At 57.0% G+C, this 21,650-nt stretch carries 28 protein-coding genes; 1 reads left to right on the top strand and 27 read right to left on the bottom strand.

Going from position 1 to position 21,650, the window contains the following annotated elements; genetic code table 11:
• Positions 1–30: 30 nt before the first annotated feature.
• The 27 genes from J3Q04_RS08955 to J3Q04_RS08825 all read right to left on the bottom strand — a co-directional run bounded on the left by J3Q04_RS08955 (position 31) and on the right by J3Q04_RS08825 (position 20,526).
• The gene (locus J3Q04_RS08955; RefSeq protein ID WP_434606781.1) at positions 31–2,997 is read right to left on the bottom strand and encodes a phage tail tape measure protein; all 2,967 of its coding nucleotides are present in this window, start codon (positions 2,995–2,997) and stop codon (positions 31–33) included.
• A gap of 10 nt (positions 2,998–3,007) precedes the next feature.
• A complete protein-coding gene (locus J3Q04_RS08950; RefSeq protein WP_434606783.1) occupies positions 3,008–3,256 on the bottom strand; it encodes a DUF1799 domain-containing protein in 249 nt (82 codons plus the stop codon).
• 62 nt (positions 3,257–3,318) lie between these two features.
• Positions 3,319–3,702 (bottom strand): phage tail assembly chaperone, encoded by a 384-nt coding sequence (locus tag J3Q04_RS08945; RefSeq protein ID WP_434606785.1) that lies wholly within the window; start codon positions 3,700–3,702, stop codon positions 3,319–3,321.
• Positions 3,703–3,705: 3 nt separating this feature from the next.
• Positions 3,706–4,359: a phage tail protein gene (locus J3Q04_RS08940; protein ID WP_434606787.1), complete on the bottom strand. Its 654-nt coding sequence runs from the start codon at positions 4,357–4,359 to the stop codon at positions 3,706–3,708.
• Positions 4,360–4,753: 394 nt separating this feature from the next.
• A complete protein-coding gene (locus J3Q04_RS08935) occupies positions 4,754–5,170 on the bottom strand; it encodes a phage tail terminator-like protein (protein ID WP_434606789.1) in 417 nt (138 codons plus the stop codon).
• Positions 5,167–5,589 carry an HK97 gp10 family phage protein gene (locus J3Q04_RS08930; protein ID WP_434606792.1) on the bottom strand — a complete coding sequence of 141 codons (423 nt, stop codon included), beginning with the start codon at positions 5,587–5,589 and terminating at the stop codon, positions 5,167–5,169. Before J3Q04_RS08930 ends, J3Q04_RS08935 begins: the two co-directional genes overlap by 4 nt.
• Positions 5,586–5,951, bottom strand: coding sequence for a hypothetical protein (locus tag J3Q04_RS08925; RefSeq protein ID WP_434606794.1), 366 nt, complete (start codon positions 5,949–5,951; stop codon positions 5,586–5,588). The genes J3Q04_RS08930 and J3Q04_RS08925 overlap by 4 nt, the downstream gene beginning before the upstream one ends.
• Before the next feature lie 3 nt (positions 5,952–5,954).
• Entirely contained in the window at positions 5,955–6,458 is a 504-nt protein-coding gene (locus J3Q04_RS08920) for a DnaT-like ssDNA-binding protein (RefSeq protein ID WP_030141970.1), read from the bottom strand.
• Positions 6,459–6,462: 4 nt separating this feature from the next.
• Positions 6,463–6,771 carry a hypothetical protein gene (locus J3Q04_RS08915; protein ID WP_420765724.1) on the bottom strand — a complete coding sequence of 103 codons (309 nt, stop codon included), beginning with the start codon at positions 6,769–6,771 and terminating at the stop codon, positions 6,463–6,465.
• A gap of 52 nt (positions 6,772–6,823) precedes the next feature.
• A complete protein-coding gene (locus tag J3Q04_RS08910; protein WP_434606796.1) occupies positions 6,824–7,771 on the bottom strand; it encodes a major capsid protein in 948 nt (315 codons plus the stop codon).
• Positions 7,772–7,782: 11 nt separating this feature from the next.
• Entirely contained in the window at positions 7,783–8,511 is a 729-nt protein-coding gene (locus J3Q04_RS08905; RefSeq protein WP_434606799.1) for a hypothetical protein, read from the bottom strand.
• Positions 8,512–8,662: 151 nt separating this feature from the next.
• Entirely contained in the window at positions 8,663–9,748 is a 1,086-nt protein-coding gene (locus J3Q04_RS08900; RefSeq protein ID WP_434606802.1) for a minor capsid protein, read from the bottom strand.
• Complete coding sequence (locus J3Q04_RS08895) at positions 9,723–11,141, bottom strand: DUF4055 domain-containing protein (protein WP_420765720.1); 1,419 nt, start codon at positions 11,139–11,141, stop codon at positions 9,723–9,725. Before J3Q04_RS08895 ends, J3Q04_RS08900 begins: the two co-directional genes overlap by 26 nt.
• Entirely contained in the window at positions 11,138–12,439 is a 1,302-nt protein-coding gene (locus tag J3Q04_RS08890) for a terminase large subunit domain-containing protein (RefSeq protein WP_434606804.1), read from the bottom strand. The genes J3Q04_RS08895 and J3Q04_RS08890 overlap by 4 nt, the downstream gene beginning before the upstream one ends.
• On the bottom strand, positions 12,426–12,887 hold the full coding sequence (locus J3Q04_RS08885; protein WP_420765718.1) for a DUF2280 domain-containing protein: 462 nt from the start codon (positions 12,885–12,887) through the stop codon (positions 12,426–12,428). Before J3Q04_RS08885 ends, J3Q04_RS08890 begins: the two co-directional genes overlap by 14 nt.
• A gap of 32 nt (positions 12,888–12,919) precedes the next feature.
• Positions 12,920–13,543, bottom strand: coding sequence for a putative metallopeptidase (locus J3Q04_RS08880; RefSeq protein ID WP_434606807.1), 624 nt, complete (start codon positions 13,541–13,543; stop codon positions 12,920–12,922).
• 301 nt (positions 13,544–13,844) lie between these two features.
• On the bottom strand, positions 13,845–14,177 hold the full coding sequence (locus J3Q04_RS08875; RefSeq protein WP_434611633.1) for a phage holin, lambda family: 333 nt from the start codon (positions 14,175–14,177) through the stop codon (positions 13,845–13,847).
• A gap of 1,958 nt (positions 14,178–16,135) precedes the next feature.
• The gene (locus J3Q04_RS08870) at positions 16,136–16,681 is read right to left on the bottom strand and encodes a hypothetical protein (protein ID WP_434606810.1); all 546 of its coding nucleotides are present in this window, start codon (positions 16,679–16,681) and stop codon (positions 16,136–16,138) included.
• Positions 16,678–17,253 carry a recombination protein NinG gene (locus J3Q04_RS08865; RefSeq protein WP_434606813.1) on the bottom strand — a complete coding sequence of 192 codons (576 nt, stop codon included), beginning with the start codon at positions 17,251–17,253 and terminating at the stop codon, positions 16,678–16,680. The genes J3Q04_RS08870 and J3Q04_RS08865 overlap by 4 nt, the downstream gene beginning before the upstream one ends.
• Positions 17,250–17,471, bottom strand: a complete 222-nt coding sequence (locus tag J3Q04_RS08860) for a hypothetical protein (protein ID WP_434606815.1) — start codon at positions 17,469–17,471, stop codon at positions 17,250–17,252. Before J3Q04_RS08860 ends, J3Q04_RS08865 begins: the two co-directional genes overlap by 4 nt.
• The gene (locus J3Q04_RS08855) at positions 17,468–17,938 is read right to left on the bottom strand and encodes a hypothetical protein (RefSeq protein ID WP_434606818.1); all 471 of its coding nucleotides are present in this window, start codon (positions 17,936–17,938) and stop codon (positions 17,468–17,470) included. Before J3Q04_RS08855 ends, J3Q04_RS08860 begins: the two co-directional genes overlap by 4 nt.
• Positions 17,935–18,735, bottom strand: a complete 801-nt coding sequence (locus tag J3Q04_RS08850; RefSeq protein ID WP_434606819.1) for a hypothetical protein — start codon at positions 18,733–18,735, stop codon at positions 17,935–17,937. Before J3Q04_RS08850 ends, J3Q04_RS08855 begins: the two co-directional genes overlap by 4 nt.
• Entirely contained in the window at positions 18,722–19,627 is a 906-nt protein-coding gene (locus J3Q04_RS08845; protein ID WP_434606821.1) for a helix-turn-helix domain-containing protein, read from the bottom strand. The genes J3Q04_RS08850 and J3Q04_RS08845 overlap by 14 nt, the downstream gene beginning before the upstream one ends.
• Entirely contained in the window at positions 19,624–19,767 is a 144-nt protein-coding gene (locus J3Q04_RS08840; RefSeq protein ID WP_434606823.1) for a hypothetical protein, read from the bottom strand. Before J3Q04_RS08840 ends, J3Q04_RS08845 begins: the two co-directional genes overlap by 4 nt.
• A 107-nt stretch (positions 19,768–19,874) precedes the next feature.
• Positions 19,875–20,075: a hypothetical protein gene (locus tag J3Q04_RS08835; RefSeq protein ID WP_434606826.1), complete on the bottom strand. Its 201-nt coding sequence runs from the start codon at positions 20,073–20,075 to the stop codon at positions 19,875–19,877.
• A 19-nt stretch (positions 20,076–20,094) separates the two neighbouring features.
• Complete coding sequence (locus J3Q04_RS08830; protein WP_030141993.1) at positions 20,095–20,301, bottom strand: hypothetical protein; 207 nt, start codon at positions 20,299–20,301, stop codon at positions 20,095–20,097.
• Positions 20,302–20,331: 30 nt separating this feature from the next.
• The gene (locus J3Q04_RS08825) at positions 20,332–20,526 is read right to left on the bottom strand and encodes a Cro/CI family transcriptional regulator (RefSeq protein WP_434606829.1); all 195 of its coding nucleotides are present in this window, start codon (positions 20,524–20,526) and stop codon (positions 20,332–20,334) included.
• 109 nt (positions 20,527–20,635) lie between these two features.
• Here J3Q04_RS08825 and J3Q04_RS08820 point away from each other — a divergent pair, with 109 nt between their 5' ends.
• Positions 20,636–21,451 carry a LexA family transcriptional regulator gene (locus J3Q04_RS08820; protein ID WP_434606832.1) on the top strand — a complete coding sequence of 272 codons (816 nt, stop codon included), beginning with the start codon at positions 20,636–20,638 and terminating at the stop codon, positions 21,449–21,451.
• The last annotated feature ends 199 nt before the right edge of the window (positions 21,452–21,650 follow it).

The raw sequence follows: 21,650 nt of genomic DNA, 5'->3' as shown, positions 1-21,650 counted from the left end.
TCCTAAAACACAACCCCGTCGAAGCGGGGATTACCGTTTGTTGATGGCTTGCCAGATTTGGCCGCCAGGCCTCAAGTCGCGAGCAATTTGCTCTTGAGCGCCCTGCTTGGCCGCCCGGGCGTAAGCTTGGGCAACGGCCTGACTGGTGGTCTCATCAGCGCCTCCAGCACCCTGCCCATCCGGCACGGCGATGTTTTGCTGAATTACCACTTGGTTGGTGCTGGAACTCTGGCCGCGACCTACCGCCATTACGGCGAGCTTGCCACCTGCTGTCCTAGTCAGCGGCATGATTGCCTCCGGCCCGGCTTCACCCATGATTCCGGTCTCTCCGCCAGCCATACCGAAGGCGGTCGGCTTGCTGACTACCGAATTGGTGAAAGCCCCACCGTCGGCAAACATCTGCACGCCGCCAGCCCACGCACCGCCCTTGGCCTGAATGCTCCCCGGAGTGAAGCCCGACAAATCGCCGGAGTAACCAGCCTGCGTCGAGCCGGCAGAAGCAGGGCTGCCGAAATAGGAGCCAACAGCGGATGCAGCGATGCCAAACAACGAACTGAGCGCAGAGGACGTAGCCGCTCTGGCAGCCATACGAGCCATGTCAGCCAATACCGATTTTGCGAAGTCCGAGAACGACAGCTTCCCAGTCATGGCGAAGCTGACCAAAGCATCTTCCATGGAGCTAAAAGCATTGGTGAATAGGCTTTTGGTTTGTCCAGCCACATCACGCGCGCTGTCCAGATAGTTGCTGAACGCAGACGTTGCCCCGTTTCTCCAGTTTCCCTGAGCTTCAGACAACTGCTCGTAGTTGCTGAGCACGGTTTCGCTCATCTCCCGTTCGCTTCGATTGATCGCGTCCAGCTTGGCTCTGTATTCCTCAGCGCTCATGTTTCGCGCCTGGTCGGCCTTATCTCGAGCCAGATCTAAGCGTTGCTGATTCGCACGATCAGCGATGCCGTTCAGCTCGCTATTGATCGCATTCTGGCGGTCGCCAAGCCCGACTCCGTCTGCGGCACGGCTTCCAGCACGGCGCAGGGCGGCGTTCTGCTGATCCAACGCGTCGGTATAGGATTTGATGGCCTGGGCCTGCTTCGCAAGCCTCCCCTGCTCATTCGTCGCGATCACCTCAAGCTCGCTGTCAGCCTCCTTTTGCGCCTTGATCATGCTGGCTTTGGCATCGGCAATTTTTTGGTCCAACTGAATGCGCTGGGCGGCTGTAGTGCTGGCTTGGCTCTTCGATGCCTCGAGAGCTGCGATCTCCGCCTGGTAAGCTGCGGTTACCTCATCCCGCTCATTGCCGATAAGGGCTTTACGCTTGAGCAGATAGTCTTCCTGTGTGAGCAGGCCGGCTTTCTGCGCTGCTTCCAGCTCCCTCTGAGCGCTCTTGTATTCGCTGAGGATCAGCGTTAGCTGATTTTTCGAGTCGTTGAAGTCGGTGAGGTTGATGGACGACGTCGCGGTTTTCGGGTCTTTGTTCCGGTCCCGAATATTCTGGATTGTCTTCGCTACGACGGCTTCCTGAACCAGCGGGTCGTCGGGGTTTGCCCTGCGCAGCGCCTCGACCTCCCGCTTGTACTCCTTGATAAGGTCGTTGCGCTTCTCCTCGCTGGAAAGGCTGGAGTCACTGATAGCCTTCACGCGGATTCTCGCGTCGATGCCTTCACGCTGTCTCTGTGCGCTCAACCCCTGAGCTTTGGCGATGGCGTCCTGGGTGTTCTTCTGCTGGATGAGAAACTCCAGTTCCAGCTTTGAATTGGTCAGCTTGGCCTGGGCATCGGTGTCGTCCGGCATGCCATTTAGGGCACTCTGGGCCGCTGCCACACGTTGCTGCGCCTCGGTGATCTGGCTAGCCAGGGTCTGATCACGTCCGATGTTTTTTATGGCATCAGCCGTGGCCGAGATTTCTCCCTTTAGGCTTTTCCATCCACGCTCCCAGATTGAGAGGTTTTCCGTGACCTCACTGCTACGACTCTTGATGGTATCGACATAGGTGTCGGTCAGCAGTTTGGCCGCGCCGATAGTGTCGCCCTGCTCTTTCAGCGCGACGATTTGCGCATACGTCGTTGCCGTCAGGAAGTTGTATTGATCGTTGAGCTCTTTCGCGGCTGCGACTGGGTCTTTTCCGATCTTCACGAACTCGGCGATCGTTTCCTCCACGGCCCGGCCAGTGGCCTTTTCCATTTCCAGCGCCGCGGTCGCAACCCCTTCAAAACTGCTGCTCGCAATCTTGCCGCTGCTAGCAAGCTTTGCCAGTACCTCCGACGCTGCGCCAGTTGTGCCGACGGTTGCGGCCACCTGTTGCGCCATGTTGGACAGAGTGTCAGCCGAAGTGCCCGCAGCGTTTCCGGTAAGGATGATCGATTTCTGAAACTCGACCGCCTCTTCACTGCCTGAAACGAAGGCATATCCGAGGGTAGCAACAGCCGCAGCGGCAACCGTGAAGGGATTAACAAGGCCAAGGATGTATCCGCCTAGGGCTCGCGCGGCGGGACCAATGCCGCCGAACATATCCTTGAGTTGGCCGCCTTGCTGGAGCAGGACAGTCATCGGAGACTGACCGCCCTGGAGCGACACGACGATATCAGTGAATTGAGCAGGGACTCCACGCAACGCAGCAGCCGTCTGCTTAGCCGTGTTACCGGTGCGAGTGAGCGTTTCGTCGAAGCCCCCGAGGCTCGCCCGAGACTGCTCAATCTTGGCCTGGTACTCGCTAAAGGTGGCTGCATCGAGCGCGCCGAGCTTCTTCTGCTTCGCTAGCCTGCTTTCAAGCTCGTCCAGCCGTCCTAGGGCCTTCACCGTCGGATCAATCTCGCCGAGGAGCTCGCTCAGCTCATCCTTCTGCTTCTTGATCGATTCCGATGCCTTGTCCGCGCCCTTGGCAACACCCTCAGCGGCTTTTTCTGCGCGGACACCCGCAGCGGTGAGCCTGTCGAGATCGGAGCTCGCTTGCGCAGCATCAGTCGAATCAACCTTGATGCCGAGTTCAGCAATAGAAGTCATTCAGGCTCCGTTATTTCGATTCGCTCATCACGAGCAAGGCTTCTGCTTCCATGACACGGATGTCGTGGAAGGCTTCTGATAATTCGCGCCGCGTTATGCCCAACATGCTTGCCACTGGCGGGAGTGCGCTGTAGTCCAAGCCAGAGGCTCCGCCCATTCCCGTTCGCCACTGAGTCGACATTGCCTCGAACAGCAGGAAAGCCCGCCAGTTGTCCGGCCAGACCTCGTATTCATTCTCGGGAATGTCGTCTAACGTCATGCCGAAGGCTGCTAGGGCTGCCTCGGATGGCCCTGGTTCGTACATGACGCGAGCGGCGCCGGTTAGTTTCCCAGGCGGGCCGACTGATAGGCGTTTTGGTAGGCAGAAAGCACCGCCTGCGGCGCGCCAACGCAGGTGGTGACAAGCGCTGTCAGCGACTCATCCGACAGCTTCTCGTCAAAGGCCCAATTGGCAATGATGTCCTTGAGCTGGCCGACCTGGATGTCTATTTCTGCCACCGTGGCCTCATGCCAAGAGAGACCGTCCTCCTGGAGCTTCTTCGCATGATCCTCACGGACGGCGTTCCACTTGTCGAAGTGAGCAGCCAGGGCAAGGCGATCCAGATACTTAAATTCGAACTCAACGCTGACCGGATCAGCGCCCACGCGCGGGATGGCGACCTTCGTTTTGAAGGTCGGGTTTTGAGCAATCTTGATCTTTGCCATGACTTACACCGCCGCAGCGTATCGGGTTGGGCGAGCGGCCAGAGACAGCGTTACAGTCCGGGTCATGATGCTGTTCCGGGACAACGTCGGAGTAGACGTGATCGACACGTATGCGTGGTAGTAGATGACGGAGCCATTGGGCAAAGTCAGCCTCACAACGCGGGGCTCGCGATCTTCATCAGCCGCCTCACAAACCGCAACGTAAGGAAGCGATGGGTCATCAGCAACGGTGATAGCCATGCTGATCGGAGACTTCGTTGTCGGCAGTTGACGGTCGTCCGACTCTTCAAGGAAGCCGAAGGTGGTGAACTGCTGTTCGCCGCCAGAGCTGTTGCTGTCGGTGACTTGGCTGATTTGAGCCCAACCACTCGCAGCACGCACAGATCCTGCGCCCGCTCCAGCGGTATAGACCGTGGTGTTGGTGGTGTTGATGCCTTCCAGTTCGAACGAGCCTGCATCAGAACCGGCGATACGAACAACCTTGTCGTTCAGGCGAGTCCAACCCGAAGTAACCACCAGAATGTCGCCATTCGACAGGCCGTGCGCAGCGGCATTTGCCACCGCAGGGTTAGCGTTACTGATGGCAGTCACTGGAGTCGGTGGGCTGAATGTGGCAGCAATTTCAAGGATGGAGCCGTTGGGGAGAATGGCGCTCATGTATTTCCCTCTGTTTAGAAATGACAAAACCCGCTCAATGGCGGGTTCAGGGTTTGCCCAACGGGCGAATTTTGGATGGACTGCTACTCAGGAATTCGACAGCTCTCGTATTCCTCAAGGGGCAGTCCTGATGCGGAGCCAACGACAACACCGGTCAGCCCACAATGAGGACAACAGGCGTGTTTCTCGTTGTGCCACTTCGTGATTTGGTCCAGTTTCGACCATTGGCCGCAGGCGCTGCAAATGCATTTTTCGCTAGCGTTGATCTCCTCACGGTTGTTCCAACCATGATCGTCGGCTGACTCATCCAGCCACTGTAGGCGCGCCTTCGTTGCATCATCCATGGAGGAGTCCCGATTACGTCTATTCAGAGATGATTCTAGCGCGACGTTGCTCAGTTGGTGTCGGACCGATATTGGAACGAAGCAGATACCGTGAAACTGTTGCCGTCTGGAATTCCTGGGCCGGGCGCAACCGGCGTCATCACTGACACGATCAATCCGGTGCGAGCAACGCGCAGATTCAAGGGGAACAAAGCCGCCAACTCATCCACGATGCCGCTTGCCTCGGTCCGATACTTCCCGGACGGCGTCACGATATTCACCTGAAACACGCCGGTATAGAGGCGGTGATCGCCGCTTAGCGTATTGCTGGCCGTGACTGACGGCAGCGTGAAGGCTCGGAGATACGTCTCGGCGGCGCCTGGCGTATATGCCTCGTTCTCAACCACGACCTTCAGTGGCTTGGCTCTAGCCTTGGCCCAGGCAAGCAGGCGCGACTCGAACGCTGCAGCGATGATGTTGTGGCTCATACTTTATGGTTCCTGATGGCCTCCAGGACAATTTGCTGGAAACGCGCCTGAGTGATTCGCACCATTCCCCCCGGAGCTTGGTCGGAATGGCCGTACTCTAGCGGTATCGCATAAGGCAAATTGTTCACGATGAACGCGGTGGTTCCTGCCCGGAAGAAAATCGATCCTTCTGCGATGCGTGCCGTAGCTGTCGCTCCGGTCGGATCAAGCGCTCCTAGCGTCCCTTCCGATGGCGCATCGATGGACATCTGCCAATTACCACGGAATCGCCCGGTATCTACCGGAGACATTCGAATCAGCGAGTTACCGATTTCAATGATGATCTCGCGAAGGCTAGCGTCCACCGCCTCTTGGGCCTGTTTGGCAAACTCGGCCAGTTGGAGCGAAAAGCTGCCTCGCCGGCCTGCGTAAGTGTTCATGAACGGACCTGCAATTCGTATATCAGCGGCGTGCCGGCTGGGTTGACCTCCTTAACGTTGATCACCGTCCAGGTATTCCCCTGGATCTCGGCTGTGATCATTGGCTTCGGCTTCCAATCCAAGCCCACCGCCGCAATCTTCAGCTTCTTGTCGCCACGCACTATCAGGGTGTCGGCTTGAAACTCGAAGCCGGTGAAATCGAGCAGGATGCCCTGGGATACTTGCTCGAGGACGACCTCCGCGCCTTCCGGATTGTCAGGATCGTATTCGCCAGGCTGAACATCGCGCAGCGTAACTGCTTGGCCGTACTGTGTGATCAGCCGTAAGGCCGTTGCTGCCATCCGGTCGTAAAACTCGCTCATCGGCTAAGCCCTTACGGCGAACAACCCACGTTTGAGAAGGTAGTCCGCAAATTGCGTGCGGCTTGGCCTATCCGGAGCAGCCGGAAGCAGCCTGCCGCTGGTATTAGAAATCGTCGCGTACTCAGTCTCGACGGCGCCTTCGACCCGCTCCCGAATAACCGCGCCCTTGCGCGTCTCGATAGGATCGATGTCGTCGCGATGAATCTCCGCTGCGAGAGCCATTTGGCCGTAAGGAATGCGCGCCGGAAGGTAGTCGTTCGGCTTGATCTCACAATCCAGTTGAATACCCCGGCGCGGCCACGCCAGGGCCTGATCGCTAGACATCTTCTGCCCTTTCCAGGCCATGCCATTCATCGCCAAGGCGGCCCGGCGAAGCAGCGCTTCTTGCGCGGGGGTATCCGCAGGGATGGCGACGCCGAATTTCGCGGCGTAACGGACTAAATCCTCAGCGCTCGAATAGCTTTCGGCATCAGGCTTACCAGTGCCGTCCTCGATGATGAGTGTCATGGAATCAGCTCGCAGGAATGAGTTTTACGATTTCAGCCTTCGGCGCCTTCGGATCGAACTCAATGCCCTGGGCAGTGAGCCAATTCCTCAGATCCGCCACTCCCATTTTGGCCGGATCTGTTTCCACTGCGCCACCGGCTTCGACAACTTCCACTTGAACCTTGGCGGTCCTGTAGGCATCGACGACGACCGGCCAATCGCCGATCACTGTGACCTTCGTTACGCCCGACTCCGGCTTCTCGAAATAAACGGGGGTGCGATAACGCTTGTCCGGATCGAAGTCCCTGGTTTGTGCCGAATAAGTAAGTTCCATGTCGCTCTCCAAAAGCGGCCCGTTACAGGCCGCTGGCTAAAGGTGAACGCCTTTAAGGCGCGGACAGGTCGATCAAGACGCCTGCGGTAACCTTGTCGCTGGTGGCGTACTTGGTCCAGTTAGCTCCGGTTCCGATAGCAGCCAGGTTAGGGTTCACACCACCGGTAGAGTCATTCCAGCTGTAACCCAGAAGGTCCAGGTTGAATGTCCCTTCGGCGCGGAAGCCCATCGCCAAGTTTTCCTGGGTGTTGATCGGGTACGAACGGAAGCCCGGAGCTTGAGACTCGGTGATTTTGATCGCGCCGGCTTGCAGGCCGAAGATGGTTTCCGTTGGAATCGTGTCCGAGACCAGAACGGGCTTGCCCATGGTTCCAGGTTGGCCGCCGTAGATGACCACACCCGCCTCTTCGTAGACCTTTTCGGTAATGGCCTGATCGACCATGTCGAAGTAGGTCGCCGAGTCCATGGTCCACAACGCAATACGACCGAAGCGGTCGCCAAACTTGCGCATGCCTTTGGTCAGCGCCTTCTTGCCATCGGTGGCGAAGCTGGCAGTGGCAACCATGTTCGGATTTGCACCGATAGCAGCCTTCAGGGCTGCCATCGCGTACTGGATGTATCCTTCGAGAACCGCATCGGCGTAGTCAATCCCCAGCAGTTCGGAAAACTCCTCCGGGGAACGCGCTCGGCGCTTAAACGCCTCTTCAGTGGTTTCGTAAGGACCGTACTTGAACGGCACCTTCACACCGACCATCTCACCAGAGCCGATCTTCTGGCCGGCCACCGTTGCAGTCGAATTGACGTCACGGTGTGCGATGGAGCCGCCGAGCTTGTAGAAAGCACGCTTGCGCAAGTCACCTTCGATCAGCTCGTTATCCAGCACCAGAGCGCCATTGGAAGACGCGTTGAACACATCGATCACATCCTGGATGCGCTCCAGGTAGGCGGTCTGAGCAAGATCGTTGTAAACGATCATGTCCGTGTTGACGGTAGTCGGCATGGGTTACTCCATTATTTAGGCAATTTCAGGTAGGCGTCCTGGCCGTGCTTCGTGATGAACTCACGCTTGGCCGAAGGCGTCATTTCGGAGCGTTTCAGCGCGGCATTACCGCTACCCCCGCCCGGGGCATTGGTTCCTGAAGCCCTAGGCCACAGATGAGGTGCGCTTTCGCGCAAGGATTCCGCCCATTCGAGCGGCGTCAGAGGGGTCTTGCCGTCTTTGCCAAGGATGACCTGGCCTTCCTTATCGATCGCAACTGCTTCGCCCTCTTCATTGAGCGTGAACTGCCCTTTGGCACGCAGAATCAGATCCTCCGCTGCCTCAGGAAGCGCTCCAGCCTTGATGGCCGCAGAACGGATGGAGTCGCCCAAGACCTTGTCCCGGAACTTGCTCGCGAAGGATTCGGCTTTGTCAGCACGTTCCTTTTCCGCCTTTAGTTGCTTTTCGAAGTCGCCACGCAAGCGCTCCGTGCGCCTGGAAAAGACTTCGTCAATCTTGCCTTCGGTGAGGAGTTTCGTTTCTTCATCCGCGCCGGCTTTGGTTAACAGCCCCTTCACCGCGTTGATGTCCAGGCCTTCGAACTGAGTTTCGAACTGGCTGAGTTTTTTGGTGGTTTCCTTCAGCTTGCCCAGTAACTCGGTGTTCTTGGTTTTCAACCCGGTCACAGAGGCTTCCACGGCAGTCGCGATAGCGGCCTTGATTGCCGGATTTTCCAGGTCGATTTCGTTTTCTTCTGCCACGTTGAGGCACCCCTTGGGTTCGTATAGCCCGCTTCGCAGGCGTAAAAAAACCCGCTAGAGCGGGTCGTGTTGATTATTTTTGGGCAGTGAGATCCGACTGCCGTCACTTGGCGAGATGAAGGCAGGCGAACAAGGACGTCGCCTCCTTACCTCAAAGACCTGCCATTTCAAACGCCAGCGGCTCCACCTCTTTCATGCGGGCCAGCGTCATAGGCGCGAAGTTGCGATCTAGCTGCAACTCCGCAAAACGCTTGATGGTCAGACCGCCCTCACGAAAGAGCTTGCCTCGCGCCGGTCCTAACGCCACGTCCTGAAACGAAGCAGGCTGCTGTTGGAGCCAATGGTAATAGTCGAGGCTTGCACTGACCTGCCCTGCTCCGTCCGCACCCACAGCGGCCCGTGTAGCGCCCTTACCGAAGGTTTCACTGAGCTTGGTCAGCAGAATGAATGTGGTTCGGCAGTTCGGGTGGAACGGCGGACGCGGCCCAGAATCGACCGGGAAACGCCGCTTATCCATGGATCGGCATTGCTGACTTGTCTTGCTATCCAGAGTGGCAACCATTTCGACTTCCGTCACGACGTCCGTATTGGCCCGTGCCACCTCCATGCGCGCCTGCGACGAGACATGCTGGATCGCTGTGCGCACCACTGTGCTCGCGTTTCGATTGGTGATTGCGAGAATGCCGTCTTTGTTGTCCGTCGCCTTGGTACCGCGAATGTTGCGGATGATCTGGAAGTTCGTAAGCCCTTCGAAGAAGCCCTGGCGTATCGCGCCAGTGACGCGCTCTCGCTCAGCCGCAGTCCAACCCTTGATAAAGGCTTTCAACAGCTTTCCGCCACCCGTGCCGCGCACGCTGAGAGGGTTTGTCAGCACTGCTGTACGAATCGCAGCCGCTGTCGGAGCAACCACGTCTAACGCCACGCCGACCGGTGCCGATCTGGCAAGGCTTGTCACCTCGAACTCGGCTTCGTAATTGGCGATATCCACTAAGTCGAGGTTCAGCTGATTGCTGAAGCGATCGAATATGCCCAGCAACAGGCTATCGACCTCCTTGAGCAGGGCTTCCAGACGCCTGACGTTGTACTCGGACAGGTCACTACGCGTGAGCCGGTCGCGGATCGATCGGTCAATCTCCTGGAGGAACGGAGCAAACTTGCCGACTTCCCCTGCCTTTAGCTTTTCGAGAAAGACTGCGTGACGGACCGTGGCATCAAGGATCGCTTGGTTTGCCGCCATTTATTTGTTCCTCGTCATCCAGGCCAAGGCCATCGGCCTGCTCCAGCAGCTCCCCGTCAATCTGCTGATCGGTGCGCTCAGGTGCGATAAGGCCCAATTTGCGGAGATAGGCTCGTAGGTCGGATTTGGCGAAGCCGCCGTTCTGCCATAGACCAACCAGCGCGGTGATCATCTGAGGATCAGCCGTCAGCTCGACGAACTCTTGGTTGATCTGATAGCTGACCTTCGCATCACTTACCCCCATGTACTGGCAACACCACATAATCGCCTGGGTATAGGCTTCGCTGACGTTTGCCACGCAACCGGCTAGGACCGACGTCGATGCAGACTGGTCGCCCCGGGATTCAGTCGCTGTTTTGGCTGTGAGCGACGCCACAACCATGCGAGCACCGAGCTCGATCATCATTTGGTTCTTGTCGGCCATCGCCTCTTTCACCAGCGTGTTCGGCTGTGGCTGCGCATAGCCGAAGGCACCACCAACTGGCAGCATCATCGGAGCGCGGGAACCGACATAGACGCCGCTCGTCTCCATCCAATCGCGCCACTGCTCATCCAGGCCGGAAATCCAGGGCTGAGCTTGTCCACACCAGAAGACGCTGTCCTCGTAGTCAGCGCTGTTCCGATAGTGGCCGAGGTTGATCATGGCGATGTCGTACAGGGGCGACTCGTCAATGCTAGGGTCGTTGTTCTGCGCACCAACAAAGGTGAACGGGATTTCCTTCAGGCGTCCGTTACCGCCCGCAGGCTTGAACTCCTCAATCACAACCAGCGGCCCGCCTCCCTTTGGCCCGGATCTTCGCCATACACGACAGACGAAACCGTCCGCCTCAAGGACCAGTTCTCGATATTGCTCGATCACTTTGAAGCCGAAACCATCTTCGATTTCGGGCCACTCCCGCAGCACAACCAAGGTGAGCACACTGCGACCGTTCACCATGCCGGTACGCCAGTTGATGATGTCCTCGGCGCAGTACGAGAGAATGACCGCCCGACCGCCGATACCATCATCGGGGTGGTAATCGACGTACAGACCATGCCGGCCAGCCTCAAGCACCTTTTCTAGCGTGCCTTGGGAGTGCTGATAGATGCTGACGCCGGAGCCGTTGGCATTGTCCTGAAGGTACTCAAGCTTCTGCGCAACGGTCAGTGTCGGGTCTTTGTGGAACGCCAAACCGAGTAGCCCATTGCGCGTGTGCCCGGTCGCGTTCTTGAACACGGCTCTCTCGCGATAAGCCTTGTTTCGGTCCACGTTCTCCGGCGACTTGTCGTGAGCGTTGATATACGGCAAACGATCCACTACTCGGTGCTGGCCGGCACAGACGTCGCGTACGGTCGCCCAGCGGTCCAAAGCCTCCAGATAATCCGCACGTTTGAAGGAGACGTCGTTGCTCATCGGGCGTATCCCATTTTCATTGAAGTGACCGGTTTAACGATCGGGTATTCGCGGTGAATGAAGTAACCGCCGCCGTCGTTGGCGTGGTCGTTTCCTTGTGTTTTGTCAGGCTCACCATTGGCTGCCCAAACCTGTTGTTCCAGTCCGTCGGCATAGGTCGGGCATTTGACCGGATTAACCAAGTACCTCCGCTCGCCTTGGGCGTTGCAGAACATGGCGTTCATAGCGTTGATCCGGTCTTTCACTGGTGGATTAGCTGCGGGAGCAATGACCGTGAAGCCGGCCTGCTTGAGCATGGCGATATCCGTCATGCTGGCATTGACCGACTTGCGAGAATCTCCGGAGGCGTCCGGGTAGATTCGGATCTCGCAGGTCTTCCTGAAGTCGTTACCGTTGTGCTCCCAGTACCGCTCCTTGATGCGGCGGATCATGTCCGGCGTGTCGTAGCCATCTATCAGCTCATCGACTGCTCTGGGCAGGCCCTGGTCGCGTTTGACGTGGGTAACCGCCGCCATCTTGCCGACGTTGAAGTCCATACCGATGAACAGAGGCTCTCCAGGCTGTACGGTGTCGAAGCATTGGTTCAGCTTCCGGTCGTAAGCGTGGTACACCGAGCCGGATGTCAGGTTTACGAACTGGCCGTTCAGGTAGGCCCTGATCAGTTGCTCGGGATACGACTCCATCAGCGACGGGATGTAGTCGTCTGGCAGATTCAACTCATTGTCGAATGTGCTCGCCTGGACCAAGCCGTACATGCCGCTTAGCGCTGGTTTCTCGCGAAGCTGCTTTACGAATTGCTGATAGACGAATTTGAAGCCCTCAGGCGTCGTGGTGACGTCTACTCCGTTCTTCAGCCCAGGAACGCTATACCGCATCCGCGCGATGATCTTTCGCCAAGCTTGCTGCGCCTTAACGGACGACAGCACATCCAGCTCATCCACTAGCGCATGGCCGATTTTGAAGCCCACGATGGTTTGAGGCTTCTCCATCGACCGGCAAATCACCGTTCCCCGGTACTGCCGACCGCTGTAGATGTGAACCTCATGGTTCGCCTGGTTGATCTTGGTCTTCAGTCCCCAGTCATAGGCCACCTCATCCATGGTCGGATAGAAGATGTCTCGGATCTGGGGATACGTCGGTGCGAAGTAGCCAGCGTTTACGCTCGGCCATTCCATAAAGTGCTTGCTCAGTGCTGAGCAACCCACCCAGGTCTTGCCAGAACCGAACCCAGCAACGAAAGCGCGAAACTTGTTGGGCAACGTGAGGAACTGAGCCTGGGGAACGTTAAGGCTCGGCATTCGGCTTCCTCGCATCCACTACGTCCACCTGGATACGAGTGGGAACCGCCGGCTCGTCGTCCGGCTCTTCCTTGCGCGAGCGGTTGACGTACATATCGCCCGTCTCTTTCGCCGCCTGCTCCAGGATCTGCATCGCGAGGCTGATGTTCTTCATGCTCTCGGCCTTTTCCACGAAGCGGTTCAAGGCGCGAAGGCGAAACGCTCGGTTGGCGATGGGGATCTCTGCCGTTTCTTCTCTGAAGCGCTTGCGAGTGTCCTCAAACACCGTCCGCCACTTCAGCGCTAAGTCGCGCCCTGCGTATTTCGTGGGGTCGTAGAACTCGCATTGCTGCCGGCTTACCTCGAGTCCGAAGGTGTCCTTGACTGCTTGCGCCACTTGGCTTGGCGTATCGAAACAGGCGAGGGACTGCACAATGAAGCGCTTTACCTCATCTTTCAGGGCTGCCATATGGGTTTATTCCGTCAAAGTCTGGTCAAGTGTCAGGCCGACTTGAGGAGACAGGTTCCGCAGGCCCTCGCTATGTTCAGTTTCCCCACCTCGGCAGGGTTGTTTGCAGCATCCACCAGAGCTTGAACGTCAGGCGTAGCGCCGTAGCGGCGGACCACACCAACGAACTCTTCCACGTCGTGGCCTCGAAGCTTGATCTTCGGCTTCCCGTCTTGAGTGAATGCTGGTTGACAGTATTTGTCGGTCGCGTGAGCTAGGTGATACAGCTCGTGTTCAATGAGTGCGCAGAACTCTAGATCGCTGCATTGGGCGCAGTAATCGGCGGCCAAGGTGATGATGAAGCTCGGCACATCGCCGAACCAATCACGCATCTGCTGCTCCATCCGGGCCTTCTGCCAGCCACCGGCACGGAACGCCACTAGCTCGGCCTGGCCCAGGACTGTGCGGCCCTGCTTGTTGAAGCTCGACGACGCCCACATAACCCGGACGTCTGCATCCAATAGGTGGGCATGGTCTAAAGTGTAAATGCTACCGGTGTCGGCAAGGATCTCTGCCTGGAGCCATTCCCACACTCCTGGCGCAGGGACCAGGCGCATTCCTAGGCCGGGAAGATCGGACAGGTCGAGTAAAGCTGCTGGCGGCATTGGTCGATTCATTTCTTCCCATCCCGCCCGTTCAACTAAGATCAGCTGTGTTCAAAAAGGAAATGAACAGGTGACCCAATGCATTGATGAAAAAGCTGTATTGAAGGCAGCATCTGCATGGGCGGAGCGAACCGGGAGAAACACCGAGAAGGTATGCTCTACCGCTCAGGACGTCATGCGAAGGCTCAGGTCTAAACTCAATGCCTCCTTATATCAGGGCGCTCTCAAGCAGCTTCATGATCAATACACCAGTTGGTAGTGGTTTTGACCCATGTCGCGACACAATTTGCTGATGCGCGAAACGTGTAGCGCGCTACTCGGCCTTGCGGCCAGGAAGCTTGAAATCAGTCACCCGGTCAGCAATGGAGCGGATCTTCTCCACCCCAAGGAAACCAACCCAGCCACCGACGAATGTCGCCATGCTCTGGGGCAGCGAGAAAAATTCAAGCCCGCTGATGATCGTCAGGGCCAGGCAGCCACAGATGGCGCCCTCTACGATCATCTGGCGCCTTGTGCCACCACCGTACGTGATTCGCAGGACGGCCATAGCGCAGGACAACGCAGCCGCATAGAGGATTGGCGAATGCTGGCTCAACCACGCAAGCGCTATCGCCCAAGTGTCTGGTTTGTCTGGCATCTTCGGTATCTCAGCTTCCTCCCTTTCGGGGGGATATATACGAAACTCGGCGAAGGCCGAGCTGATCAGGGACTAGTGATTATGCGGAAAGGCGGCCGCACTGAATTTTTTTTGGTTTGCGCAATCTATTTCTGAGCGCGTCGGCCCCTAAGCGGTCGAGCGGTAAAAACCCTAATAGGTCAGAAACTTAAGCATGGCTAGCGACTGCCGAATAGGAGCCAGCTGAGGTGCAAACTCTTAACACTTACGAGATCCACTATGTGTTCGGCGGCGTAAAAAGGGTCACGCTTCACACTGCAGGCCAGATGAGTGATGGCGATGCCTGGACACTCGCAGCGATAGCATGTGGCGTATCTTTCAGCGTGATGTTGCACGCTCAACTCTTGTCAGCTGTTAGAACAGTAGCACGGAGCCATGGAGTCTCAAATGTCCGCTGGAATCTTTCCCCTCGGTACGCAAAACCCAACACATTAGCTGCGCAGGGCATGGCGAGGACAGGTGATCTTCCTTCAGCCGTCATTGGCCAGTAATCGCTCGCGAGAATGAAATATTGCCAAGCACACCGCACGCCACCACAGTATCATTCTGATATTAAGGGTCTAGATCATGCCTTGGGAACGTTCAGATAAAAAGCGCTACTCGGGAAAGATCGAGGGCATCTTCGCCTCGATCACCGAGGCGTGGGATGTCGAAGACTTTATTGATCAATATCTTGTTCTGCGTGGATTCCAAGTCAACGACATGAACAGGGAACGCATTGCGCTACGGTTGGAAGCGGCTCCAGGGCGACCACCCTATCGCGCGGTGCAGTTGGTAGCGTGGCTAGACGAGAATTACACGGCTGGTGCCCCGACCTCTAGTGAACGTTCCGAAGCTGATGCGAGAACGTCTCTTGATCAGCCGGCCAGTACAACTCCCGCGGCGGTTTCAGACCGCTGTCTATTTCAGCCGCGTAGCGTAACTGACCTCGATACAAGTTCTGCAGGCGCCAAGCTTAACCATAGGGAACTACCGAGTACCAGGTTCCCCGCACCGATCAACCAAGTGGCTGGGCCTATGGCGAGCTCGACTGAGTCCAGGGTTACTCCAAAAATATACAAGCCGTTTGGAGACGGCCAGCGGGATACAGGTACGAACGAGTCCCCGTAATTTGCGCATTGCCGAAGCAAAAGTGATGGGGACTCTGTGTAAGTCAGCCCCAACGGTACTCCCATCAGGGCAATGGGTGTGGTGGAGCCGGAAACGAAAAGGCCTCTGCGGATGCAGAGATCCTCGATAGTGCTCGACCTGCTTTACAGAGGAGGTTCAGTAAACTATTCAAATAGCTTTTTGACGAAATCGATTTCTTCTTCAGTCAAATTCGCAGTATCTGGTTTCTGCGAGAGTATTGGGCATCTAACTGACATTGCTGCATGCCAAGCCCTTTGCCAGAGGACCCACTCACGCTCAGTTGCTGCATCTAGATAGCCATGCTTGGATCTAGCGAGCTCATGGGGCTTACGTACAGCTTCAAACTCTTCTCTCATTTTCTCCCGCTAACCGGCTGTGTTTCGGACGAACCATAGTATCGGCGTCGGGCTGCTTTTCTTTAATGCGTCTCCGCCGCGGCTTGGGGAACCGCCTGACAAATGTTGGGCCAACCATCGGTTTAGGCCATCAAAGTCCTGACCAGCGTGACAAGTCAGTGAATCTGAAAATTTGGGTAATCTTGGCGCATAAGAATGGCGCTTGGCCGGTTTCAAGATTCGTGCGCGTCCAGCGCGATCTCAGTCAGCGCAAGTTGGCGAAAGGCGAGTCGAACCCCTTCCGCTTCTAGCAGCTCCGGTTTCAAATCGGGTTGCCCACCGCTAGGCGCCACCTGCCAGAAACGAAAAAGCCCAACACTGTGGCTGGGCTCTTCCTATTACCCCTATCAGTACGCAGGACCGGCAGGATGGGTAAATAATGGCTCATTGGCTCAAATCAAGTCAAGCGGCTTTTGTTTCAATAAGTCCCTCTGCATCCAACAGCGTTTGGGCAGCAACTAAAGCCTCATCAACTTCGCGCTCCAGCGCCTTACGTATATCCCTCCGCCACCGCTCCTGCGTCTTGATCGGATGAGGCTCTTCGGACCAATTATCCATCTCGTACCACGCTGCTGGCAGCACGGTTGTCGAACGTTTGCCACTGACTCCAGCTGGCTTGGGTAACGCCCAAGTAACGATCGCACAATGTCTAAATCGCTCAGGTGCTGGTGAGCGCACAGTCTTTGTCAGCTCAGCGATGGCGGTGTGTTTGCGCTCGGTGTGAGTCGAGAACTTCGCCACTAACACACGCCAATGCGCGGAAGAAAGAGATCCATGCAGCCGCCCGAATACCCAACAGTCCGTGAGAAACGCAGCGTCCCTCCCCACCATCTCGCCGACATGCTTGCCGTTTTGCACCTTAGGTTCAAAGTCGCATCCCCCTGCTGAGCTGATGGTTTCGGCGGCCAGCGCCCGGACGACTGCGGAAATAACGTTGCGATAGGTCATGCTGCGGCCCTCTTCAGTTCTCTGGCCTTTGCTCGATACTCGGCCTTGATGGTCTTCAACTCTTCGATGGTGTACTTGCGGGGCTGATGAGGCCCTTCTAACCAAGCCACCTTTTCTTCGCCAATCCGTTTCACCAGCTCGATTCGATAGTTCACGATGTTGCCGGACTGGTGGTTGTTGCACGGCGCACACTGACGCCAGACGTTCAGCGGCTCAAAGCGAAGCTCGGGGCTGCCTCCAACTGTGCGGTAATGACCTGCATGCCATTGCCCGTTGTGGTGCCGGCCACAGCTCACACAGGGAAGGCCTGCATCGCGCAGTCGAACCCAGGCATTGAACGCAACCTGCGCTTCCTTCATGTGCTGAGAGCGTGACTTGATTCGCTCCTTGGCGGCTTTGATTGCTCGGCGCTCTAGCTGGGCCAGTGACTTGCGTTCTTGCTCCCGTTTGACCTGGACCAAAGCGACTGCACATGCCGGGCTGCATACCACCTGGCCTAAACGTCTTGGCGGAAAGCTGACGCCGCATGCAGGGTTCTTGCACTTCTTCGGCTTGGGCTGCTTTGCAATCATGCAGCCACCTCGAATTGGTCCATCGGCGCCTCCATCCGCATCAGGTATGTCTGCGCCCGGCGATGAGCCATATTCCTGAGGAGCCCGGCGCGCTCCAATCGGCGATCTGCCAAGCTCGCTCCGTTGTATCGATAGCAGGCAAGATTGAAACGAGCCCTTTCCGACCAGAATCGGTGGTTGGCAGCTGGGCACCGGCTGATTTCCTCGAAAGTCGTCATGCCGCCTCCTCGCTCAGCAAATCGGAGAACACCACGCCTTGGCGCGTGAAATACGTGGCGATGCGATCCGTGTAGGCGATGCCCTGGGCACGGTTGAACAGGCTGGTCACTGGAAAGCCGTCAGGACCGAACAACTTGTGGTCGCCCATCATTGCGAGCTTTTCCTCGTAAGGCAGGTGACGCACAACCCGGCACCACGCCGCTTGAAAGCCGGCGTCTTCGTTGAGCAGGATTTGCACGCCAAAATGCAGCTTGCAGTAACGACGAGCGTCTGCCGCATCGCCGATCTCGGTCATTTCTGCAATCCGCTTGTACATCGCGAACCAAAGGGCGTTCTGGTCCAACGTCCGGTCCTTTCCTGGGCGGAGGGACACGACCACATACTTCTTCTCACGGTACATAGTGGTCAGGCTGGTGATTGCCTCGGTGAGTTTGGATTGGCAATTTACGCTGATTCTGTCGGTCATTGAGCCGCCCTCCTCGCTTCCAACTCCTGGACTTGCTGCATCAACAATGCCCGGCGATCCGCCAACTCACTTGCTGCCTCAATCCGCATTTCATCCTGCTTCTCGGCGTTTGCCGCCCGCATTTTCAACATCGACTTCTTCACCATTCCTAGCTTTTCGCGCAGCTTCGGCGCCGGTCGGGCTACTGCTCCAGTGATCAACCCGGCCAAGGCGCGTCCGTCCTCGGTAATCGGTTCAACGCTCAGGTCAGCGAGATACCTCTGTCCCCGTTCCTGCGGTATGCGCTGCATCTGCATCGCCTTGGTGATTGCCTGGATTCGACGGCTCGCGTCAAATCCCACAGAGACATGCCAGTTAACCGGCTTGGCCTCTTCACGGGCCTGGCTTACCAAACGCTCGTAAGCGCTGATGAACGCCATCCGGGCACCGATCTTGTCCCCGGCGTCGAGGACAGGCTTCGCAGCGGCCAGGGCGAGCTGGATCTCATCGGTAAGCACCACGGTCTCAAACTCATCACTGGTGGCTATCGCGATGGCCCAGGCTTCGTCCTTGCCAGGACGACCGTCGGCAGCCTGGACGCGCTGGAGAATGGCGGCCAAGGTCAGCTTTCCGCTCAGCTCACGTCGGCAGGATTTCAGAGCACTGGCGACCACCGGGACGGGGTATTCCGAAAGATCGTCAGCCATCATTTCAGCCGCGTCTGCGGTCAGGGCCTGACCAAGCACTTCGGCAGTGGCGGTGATTGCCAGGGCCAGCTGCGCGATCTGGTCGGAGGTCATGCGCTCACATGAACTCATTGGCTTTCCTCCTTTCGCGATCCATGATCCGGCGGGCAGCGTCCTGGCCGGCGGCGAGGTTGGCCTGCTTGCGCTCGATCTGCTGAGCCGTGGTCAGGTTCATCCGGCGGTTGGTCATCCACTGGGTGTGATAGGCCTCTGCCTTGGTGAGCAGGTCACCGATGCCGTGGCAGCCGTTGATCAGCCGCGAGTCGTCGATGGTCAGGAAGTACGCGGCGACGTGATGAGCGACATCGGCCCCAAGGCGGTCAACCAGCTTGCCGACCTGCCCTGCGACTTTGGCGTTCCACACCGGCCATGCGTCGTACCGCTTGCGGTAGGCCATGGCGTAGTTCGCCCAAGCCTTGAAGGTTTTGCAGGACTGGTCTTTTGGCCCTGGCATGTCGGCGGGAATCTCGCACCGCGGTCGCTGGGGAGTGAACGGAACGATTTGGCCCTTCGCGACCTTGGCCGCAGCCTGGGTCGCAATTGGTTCAATGACCGGTTCATTGACTGGTTCAAAAGAGTGACTGGTTCTGGGTGCAGCTCCTGCACTACCCCCTGGTGCAGCAGATTCACTAGGGGGTGCATCTGCTGCACTACCCTGGTGAATTTCTTGCACTACCCCTGGTGCAGGAGGTTCACCACCTATGGTGAGGTAGTAGACGTTTGAAGAGTTACCCTTTGGGCCACCCTTTCTGACTTCCTTGCGCAGCAAACCACAAGCACAGAGCGCGGCTATGTGGTTCATGACAGAGCGCTTGCTGATCTCGCACTGATCAGCAATATGCTGGTACGAAGGCCAGCACTCCCCCAGGTCACTGGCGTTGTCGGCCAGTTTGATAAGCACCAGTTTGCGCAACGGATTGCCAACACGAATCTTCATCGCGGCAACCATAAGTCCCATGCTCACGCTGCACCTCGCAATGCCCGGCGTTGGGTAACCGGACGCAAGCCACTGTTCAGGTTTCTACGCGACACCTTTTCGTCACCGCCAATATGTGTCGCGACATTGGCCGGGGTATTGATCGAGTGATTTGGATAGCGCATCATTTGCTCTGCTTCTTGTTGTACCGCTGTGAAAAACCACCCTGTCCGGTGGTTTTTTTACGTCTGGAGGAAAGTGAGTCCCTCTTCAGGCCCTAAGTGAGGGCCTCAAACTATCCAGTTGAGGGCCTCTTCAGTCCCACCAGAGTCAAAATCGGTGCTTTACGCCTTCCAACGAAGGCCGTTGCGCCTGAGGCGATTGCCTCAAGCAGGATCTCGTTCACCGCCTCTTCGAACGTCCACCCTCTTGCTTCCATGAGTCGATGAACCTTGGCTCGGATCTCTGGCGGCACGTTCTCTTCAGTAAATTGCATCGTGCCCTCCTGAGGGCCTCTAGCCCGCGATATCCTTCAGATCCTCCGGCATCAGTGCTTCGATGGCGCCGTTTACGGCGGCCCACTCAAGCATCTCGAATAGGTAGGTTGCGTACTCGCGGCGGCTCTTGTCGGCGGCACGTTGCAGTTGCCGATCCAAGAGCGGATAGAGACGAATCTTGCGAGCGATGTCTCTGCGTTGGTTGAGGGGGTCTTTAAATCCCATCGGTGCAAAACTCCTTAGTTGTGGGGAGGATTAGGCTGCTGATTTCTGTGAAGGAAATGGGCGCCGCTCAATAGCGGAATAAGTGCCGTCGTCATGACACGCTACGGTGACGTGCCTACCAGCACGGATGGCCTTACTAAGCCCACCCTGCGTGAGGCCAAGAAGCTCGGCAGCCTTGGTGTGCCCGTGTTTTTCAGCGAATTCAGCAAGGGTCAAATGACGCATGGATGCGCCCTCAAGTTGGGTATAGGGGGATAGTATGACCGCCGGTATTGTTTTCGGTCAATACCGGCGATATTGGTCGCTTGAATACCGCAGGTAATATGATTTGGGAATGACTAAAGACTCTCGAAGACTCCCTCTTGCCGAGTGGCAATTGGAAGATAGTGACCGCCTGAAGGAGATCTTTCAGCGCAAGCGCTCGTCCCTGAAACTGACTCAGGAAAAGATCGCAGCCGAACTAGGCGATGGCGTAACACAAGGAGCAGTCAGTCATTTCATGAACCGCCGTACCGCCCTGAGCCTTAAGGCGGCGGTGGTTTTCGCCAGGATGCTCCAGGTACCTGTTTCTGAATTCAGCCCCGAGCTAGCAAAACAGCTCGAGTCAATGACGTCGGATCCGACGACGGTGAACAATAGCCGTCTCAGTACAGACACGCCGCCGAATGTGAAGTCTCCACCTAGTAGCAATTCCCCTCTTCCCGCTGAGGGTGATATTGGAAACGATCACTATGCCTTCATCCCGCAATACGATGCGAAAGCTGCGGCCGGTTTGGGAAGCGAGAACCCGCACGTAGAAATCAGATCCACTCTTGCCTTCAAGCGAAAATGGCTAAAAGCTAAGCGCCTGAAGCCCGAGCAATTGATCGTGATTTACGCTGACGGTCAAAGCATGTGGCCGACGATTAATCACCGAGATGTGTTGTTGGTAGACCTGTCCATAGTCGAACCAATCCACGGCCAGGTTTTTGTCTTGGCGCACGGCGAAAAGGCAATCGTGAAACGTCTTGTGAAATCGCCTGGTGGCGACTGGATCATCCGAAGTGACAATCAGAACAAGGTTGACCACCCTGATCGGGTGTTCACCGGCAGTGATGCGTACGAACATCGAATCATCGGCAAGGTCATCTGGCGAGGCGGAGATCTTTAGTCCGACCGGCAACCAGTGGTAGTGACGCCGATAGCTCAATAACGAATATCGAAATTGATGCATCGGAAACAAGCCCGCCTCGGCGGGCTTTTTCGTGTCTGGCAGCTCCCCTACCCAAACAGTTTCTCGCTCGCAATCCTCCTGGTGGCCCGAATCATTCGAGTCGAATTTCCGGACGCCCATAAAACACACGGTAATC

Origin of the sequence: Pseudomonas sp. D4-21 (genome assembly GCF_051132125.1) — a bacterium.
Taxonomy (GTDB): Bacteria; Pseudomonadota; Gammaproteobacteria; order Pseudomonadales; family Pseudomonadaceae; genus Aquipseudomonas.
Note: the sequence above shows the minus strand (reverse complement) of the source record. Positions and strands in the feature narration are given on the sequence as shown.

What these genes read in the sequence shown, in the direction of transcription:
- J3Q04_RS08955 (WP_434606781.1), bottom strand. Translation starts at nt 2,997, where the DNA reads ATGACTTCTATTGCTGAACTCGGCATCAAGGTTGATTCGACTGATGCT.
- J3Q04_RS08950 (WP_434606783.1), bottom strand. Translation starts at nt 3,256, where the DNA reads ATGACGTTAGACGACATTCCCGAGAATGAATACGAGGTCTGGCCGGAC.
- J3Q04_RS08945 (WP_434606785.1), bottom strand. Translation starts at nt 3,702, where the DNA reads ATGGCAAAGATCAAGATTGCTCAAAACCCGACCTTCAAAACGAAGGTC.
- J3Q04_RS08940 (WP_434606787.1), bottom strand. Translation starts at nt 4,359, where the DNA reads ATGAGCGCCATTCTCCCCAACGGCTCCATCCTTGAAATTGCTGCCACA.
- J3Q04_RS08935 (WP_434606789.1), bottom strand. Translation starts at nt 5,170, where the DNA reads ATGAGCCACAACATCATCGCTGCAGCGTTCGAGTCGCGCCTGCTTGCC.
- J3Q04_RS08930 (WP_434606792.1), bottom strand. Translation starts at nt 5,589, where the DNA reads ATGAACACTTACGCAGGCCGGCGAGGCAGCTTTTCGCTCCAACTGGCC.
- J3Q04_RS08925 (WP_434606794.1), bottom strand. Translation starts at nt 5,951, where the DNA reads ATGAGCGAGTTTTACGACCGGATGGCAGCAACGGCCTTACGGCTGATC.
- J3Q04_RS08920 (WP_030141970.1), bottom strand. Translation starts at nt 6,458, where the DNA reads ATGACACTCATCATCGAGGACGGCACTGGTAAGCCTGATGCCGAAAGC.
- J3Q04_RS08915 (WP_420765724.1), bottom strand. Translation starts at nt 6,771, where the DNA reads ATGGAACTTACTTATTCGGCACAAACCAGGGACTTCGATCCGGACAAG.
- J3Q04_RS08910 (WP_434606796.1), bottom strand. Translation starts at nt 7,771, where the DNA reads ATGCCGACTACCGTCAACACGGACATGATCGTTTACAACGATCTTGCT.
- J3Q04_RS08900 (WP_434606802.1), bottom strand. Translation starts at nt 9,748, where the DNA reads ATGGCGGCAAACCAAGCGATCCTTGATGCCACGGTCCGTCACGCAGTC.
- J3Q04_RS08895 (WP_420765720.1), bottom strand. Translation starts at nt 11,141, where the DNA reads ATGAGCAACGACGTCTCCTTCAAACGTGCGGATTATCTGGAGGCTTTG.
- J3Q04_RS08890 (WP_434606804.1), bottom strand. Translation starts at nt 12,439, where the DNA reads ATGCCGAGCCTTAACGTTCCCCAGGCTCAGTTCCTCACGTTGCCCAAC.
- J3Q04_RS08885 (WP_420765718.1), bottom strand. Translation starts at nt 12,887, where the DNA reads ATGGCAGCCCTGAAAGATGAGGTAAAGCGCTTCATTGTGCAGTCCCTC.
- J3Q04_RS08880 (WP_434606807.1), bottom strand. Translation starts at nt 13,543, where the DNA reads ATGAATCGACCAATGCCGCCAGCAGCTTTACTCGACCTGTCCGATCTT.
- J3Q04_RS08870 (WP_434606810.1), bottom strand. Translation starts at nt 16,681, where the DNA reads ATGACCTATCGCAACGTTATTTCCGCAGTCGTCCGGGCGCTGGCCGCC.
- J3Q04_RS08865 (WP_434606813.1), bottom strand. Translation starts at nt 17,253, where the DNA reads ATGATTGCAAAGCAGCCCAAGCCGAAGAAGTGCAAGAACCCTGCATGC.
- J3Q04_RS08860 (WP_434606815.1), bottom strand. Translation starts at nt 17,471, where the DNA reads ATGACGACTTTCGAGGAAATCAGCCGGTGCCCAGCTGCCAACCACCGA.
- J3Q04_RS08855 (WP_434606818.1), bottom strand. Translation starts at nt 17,938, where the DNA reads ATGACCGACAGAATCAGCGTAAATTGCCAATCCAAACTCACCGAGGCA.
- J3Q04_RS08850 (WP_434606819.1), bottom strand. Translation starts at nt 18,735, where the DNA reads ATGAGTTCATGTGAGCGCATGACCTCCGACCAGATCGCGCAGCTGGCC.
- J3Q04_RS08840 (WP_434606823.1), bottom strand. Translation starts at nt 19,767, where the DNA reads ATGATGCGCTATCCAAATCACTCGATCAATACCCCGGCCAATGTCGCG.
- J3Q04_RS08835 (WP_434606826.1), bottom strand. Translation starts at nt 20,075, where the DNA reads ATGCAATTTACTGAAGAGAACGTGCCGCCAGAGATCCGAGCCAAGGTT.
- J3Q04_RS08830 (WP_030141993.1), bottom strand. Translation starts at nt 20,301, where the DNA reads ATGGGATTTAAAGACCCCCTCAACCAACGCAGAGACATCGCTCGCAAG.
- J3Q04_RS08825 (WP_434606829.1), bottom strand. Translation starts at nt 20,526, where the DNA reads ATGCGTCATTTGACCCTTGCTGAATTCGCTGAAAAACACGGGCACACC.
- J3Q04_RS08820 (WP_434606832.1), top strand. Translation starts at nt 20,636, where the DNA reads ATGACTAAAGACTCTCGAAGACTCCCTCTTGCCGAGTGGCAATTGGAA.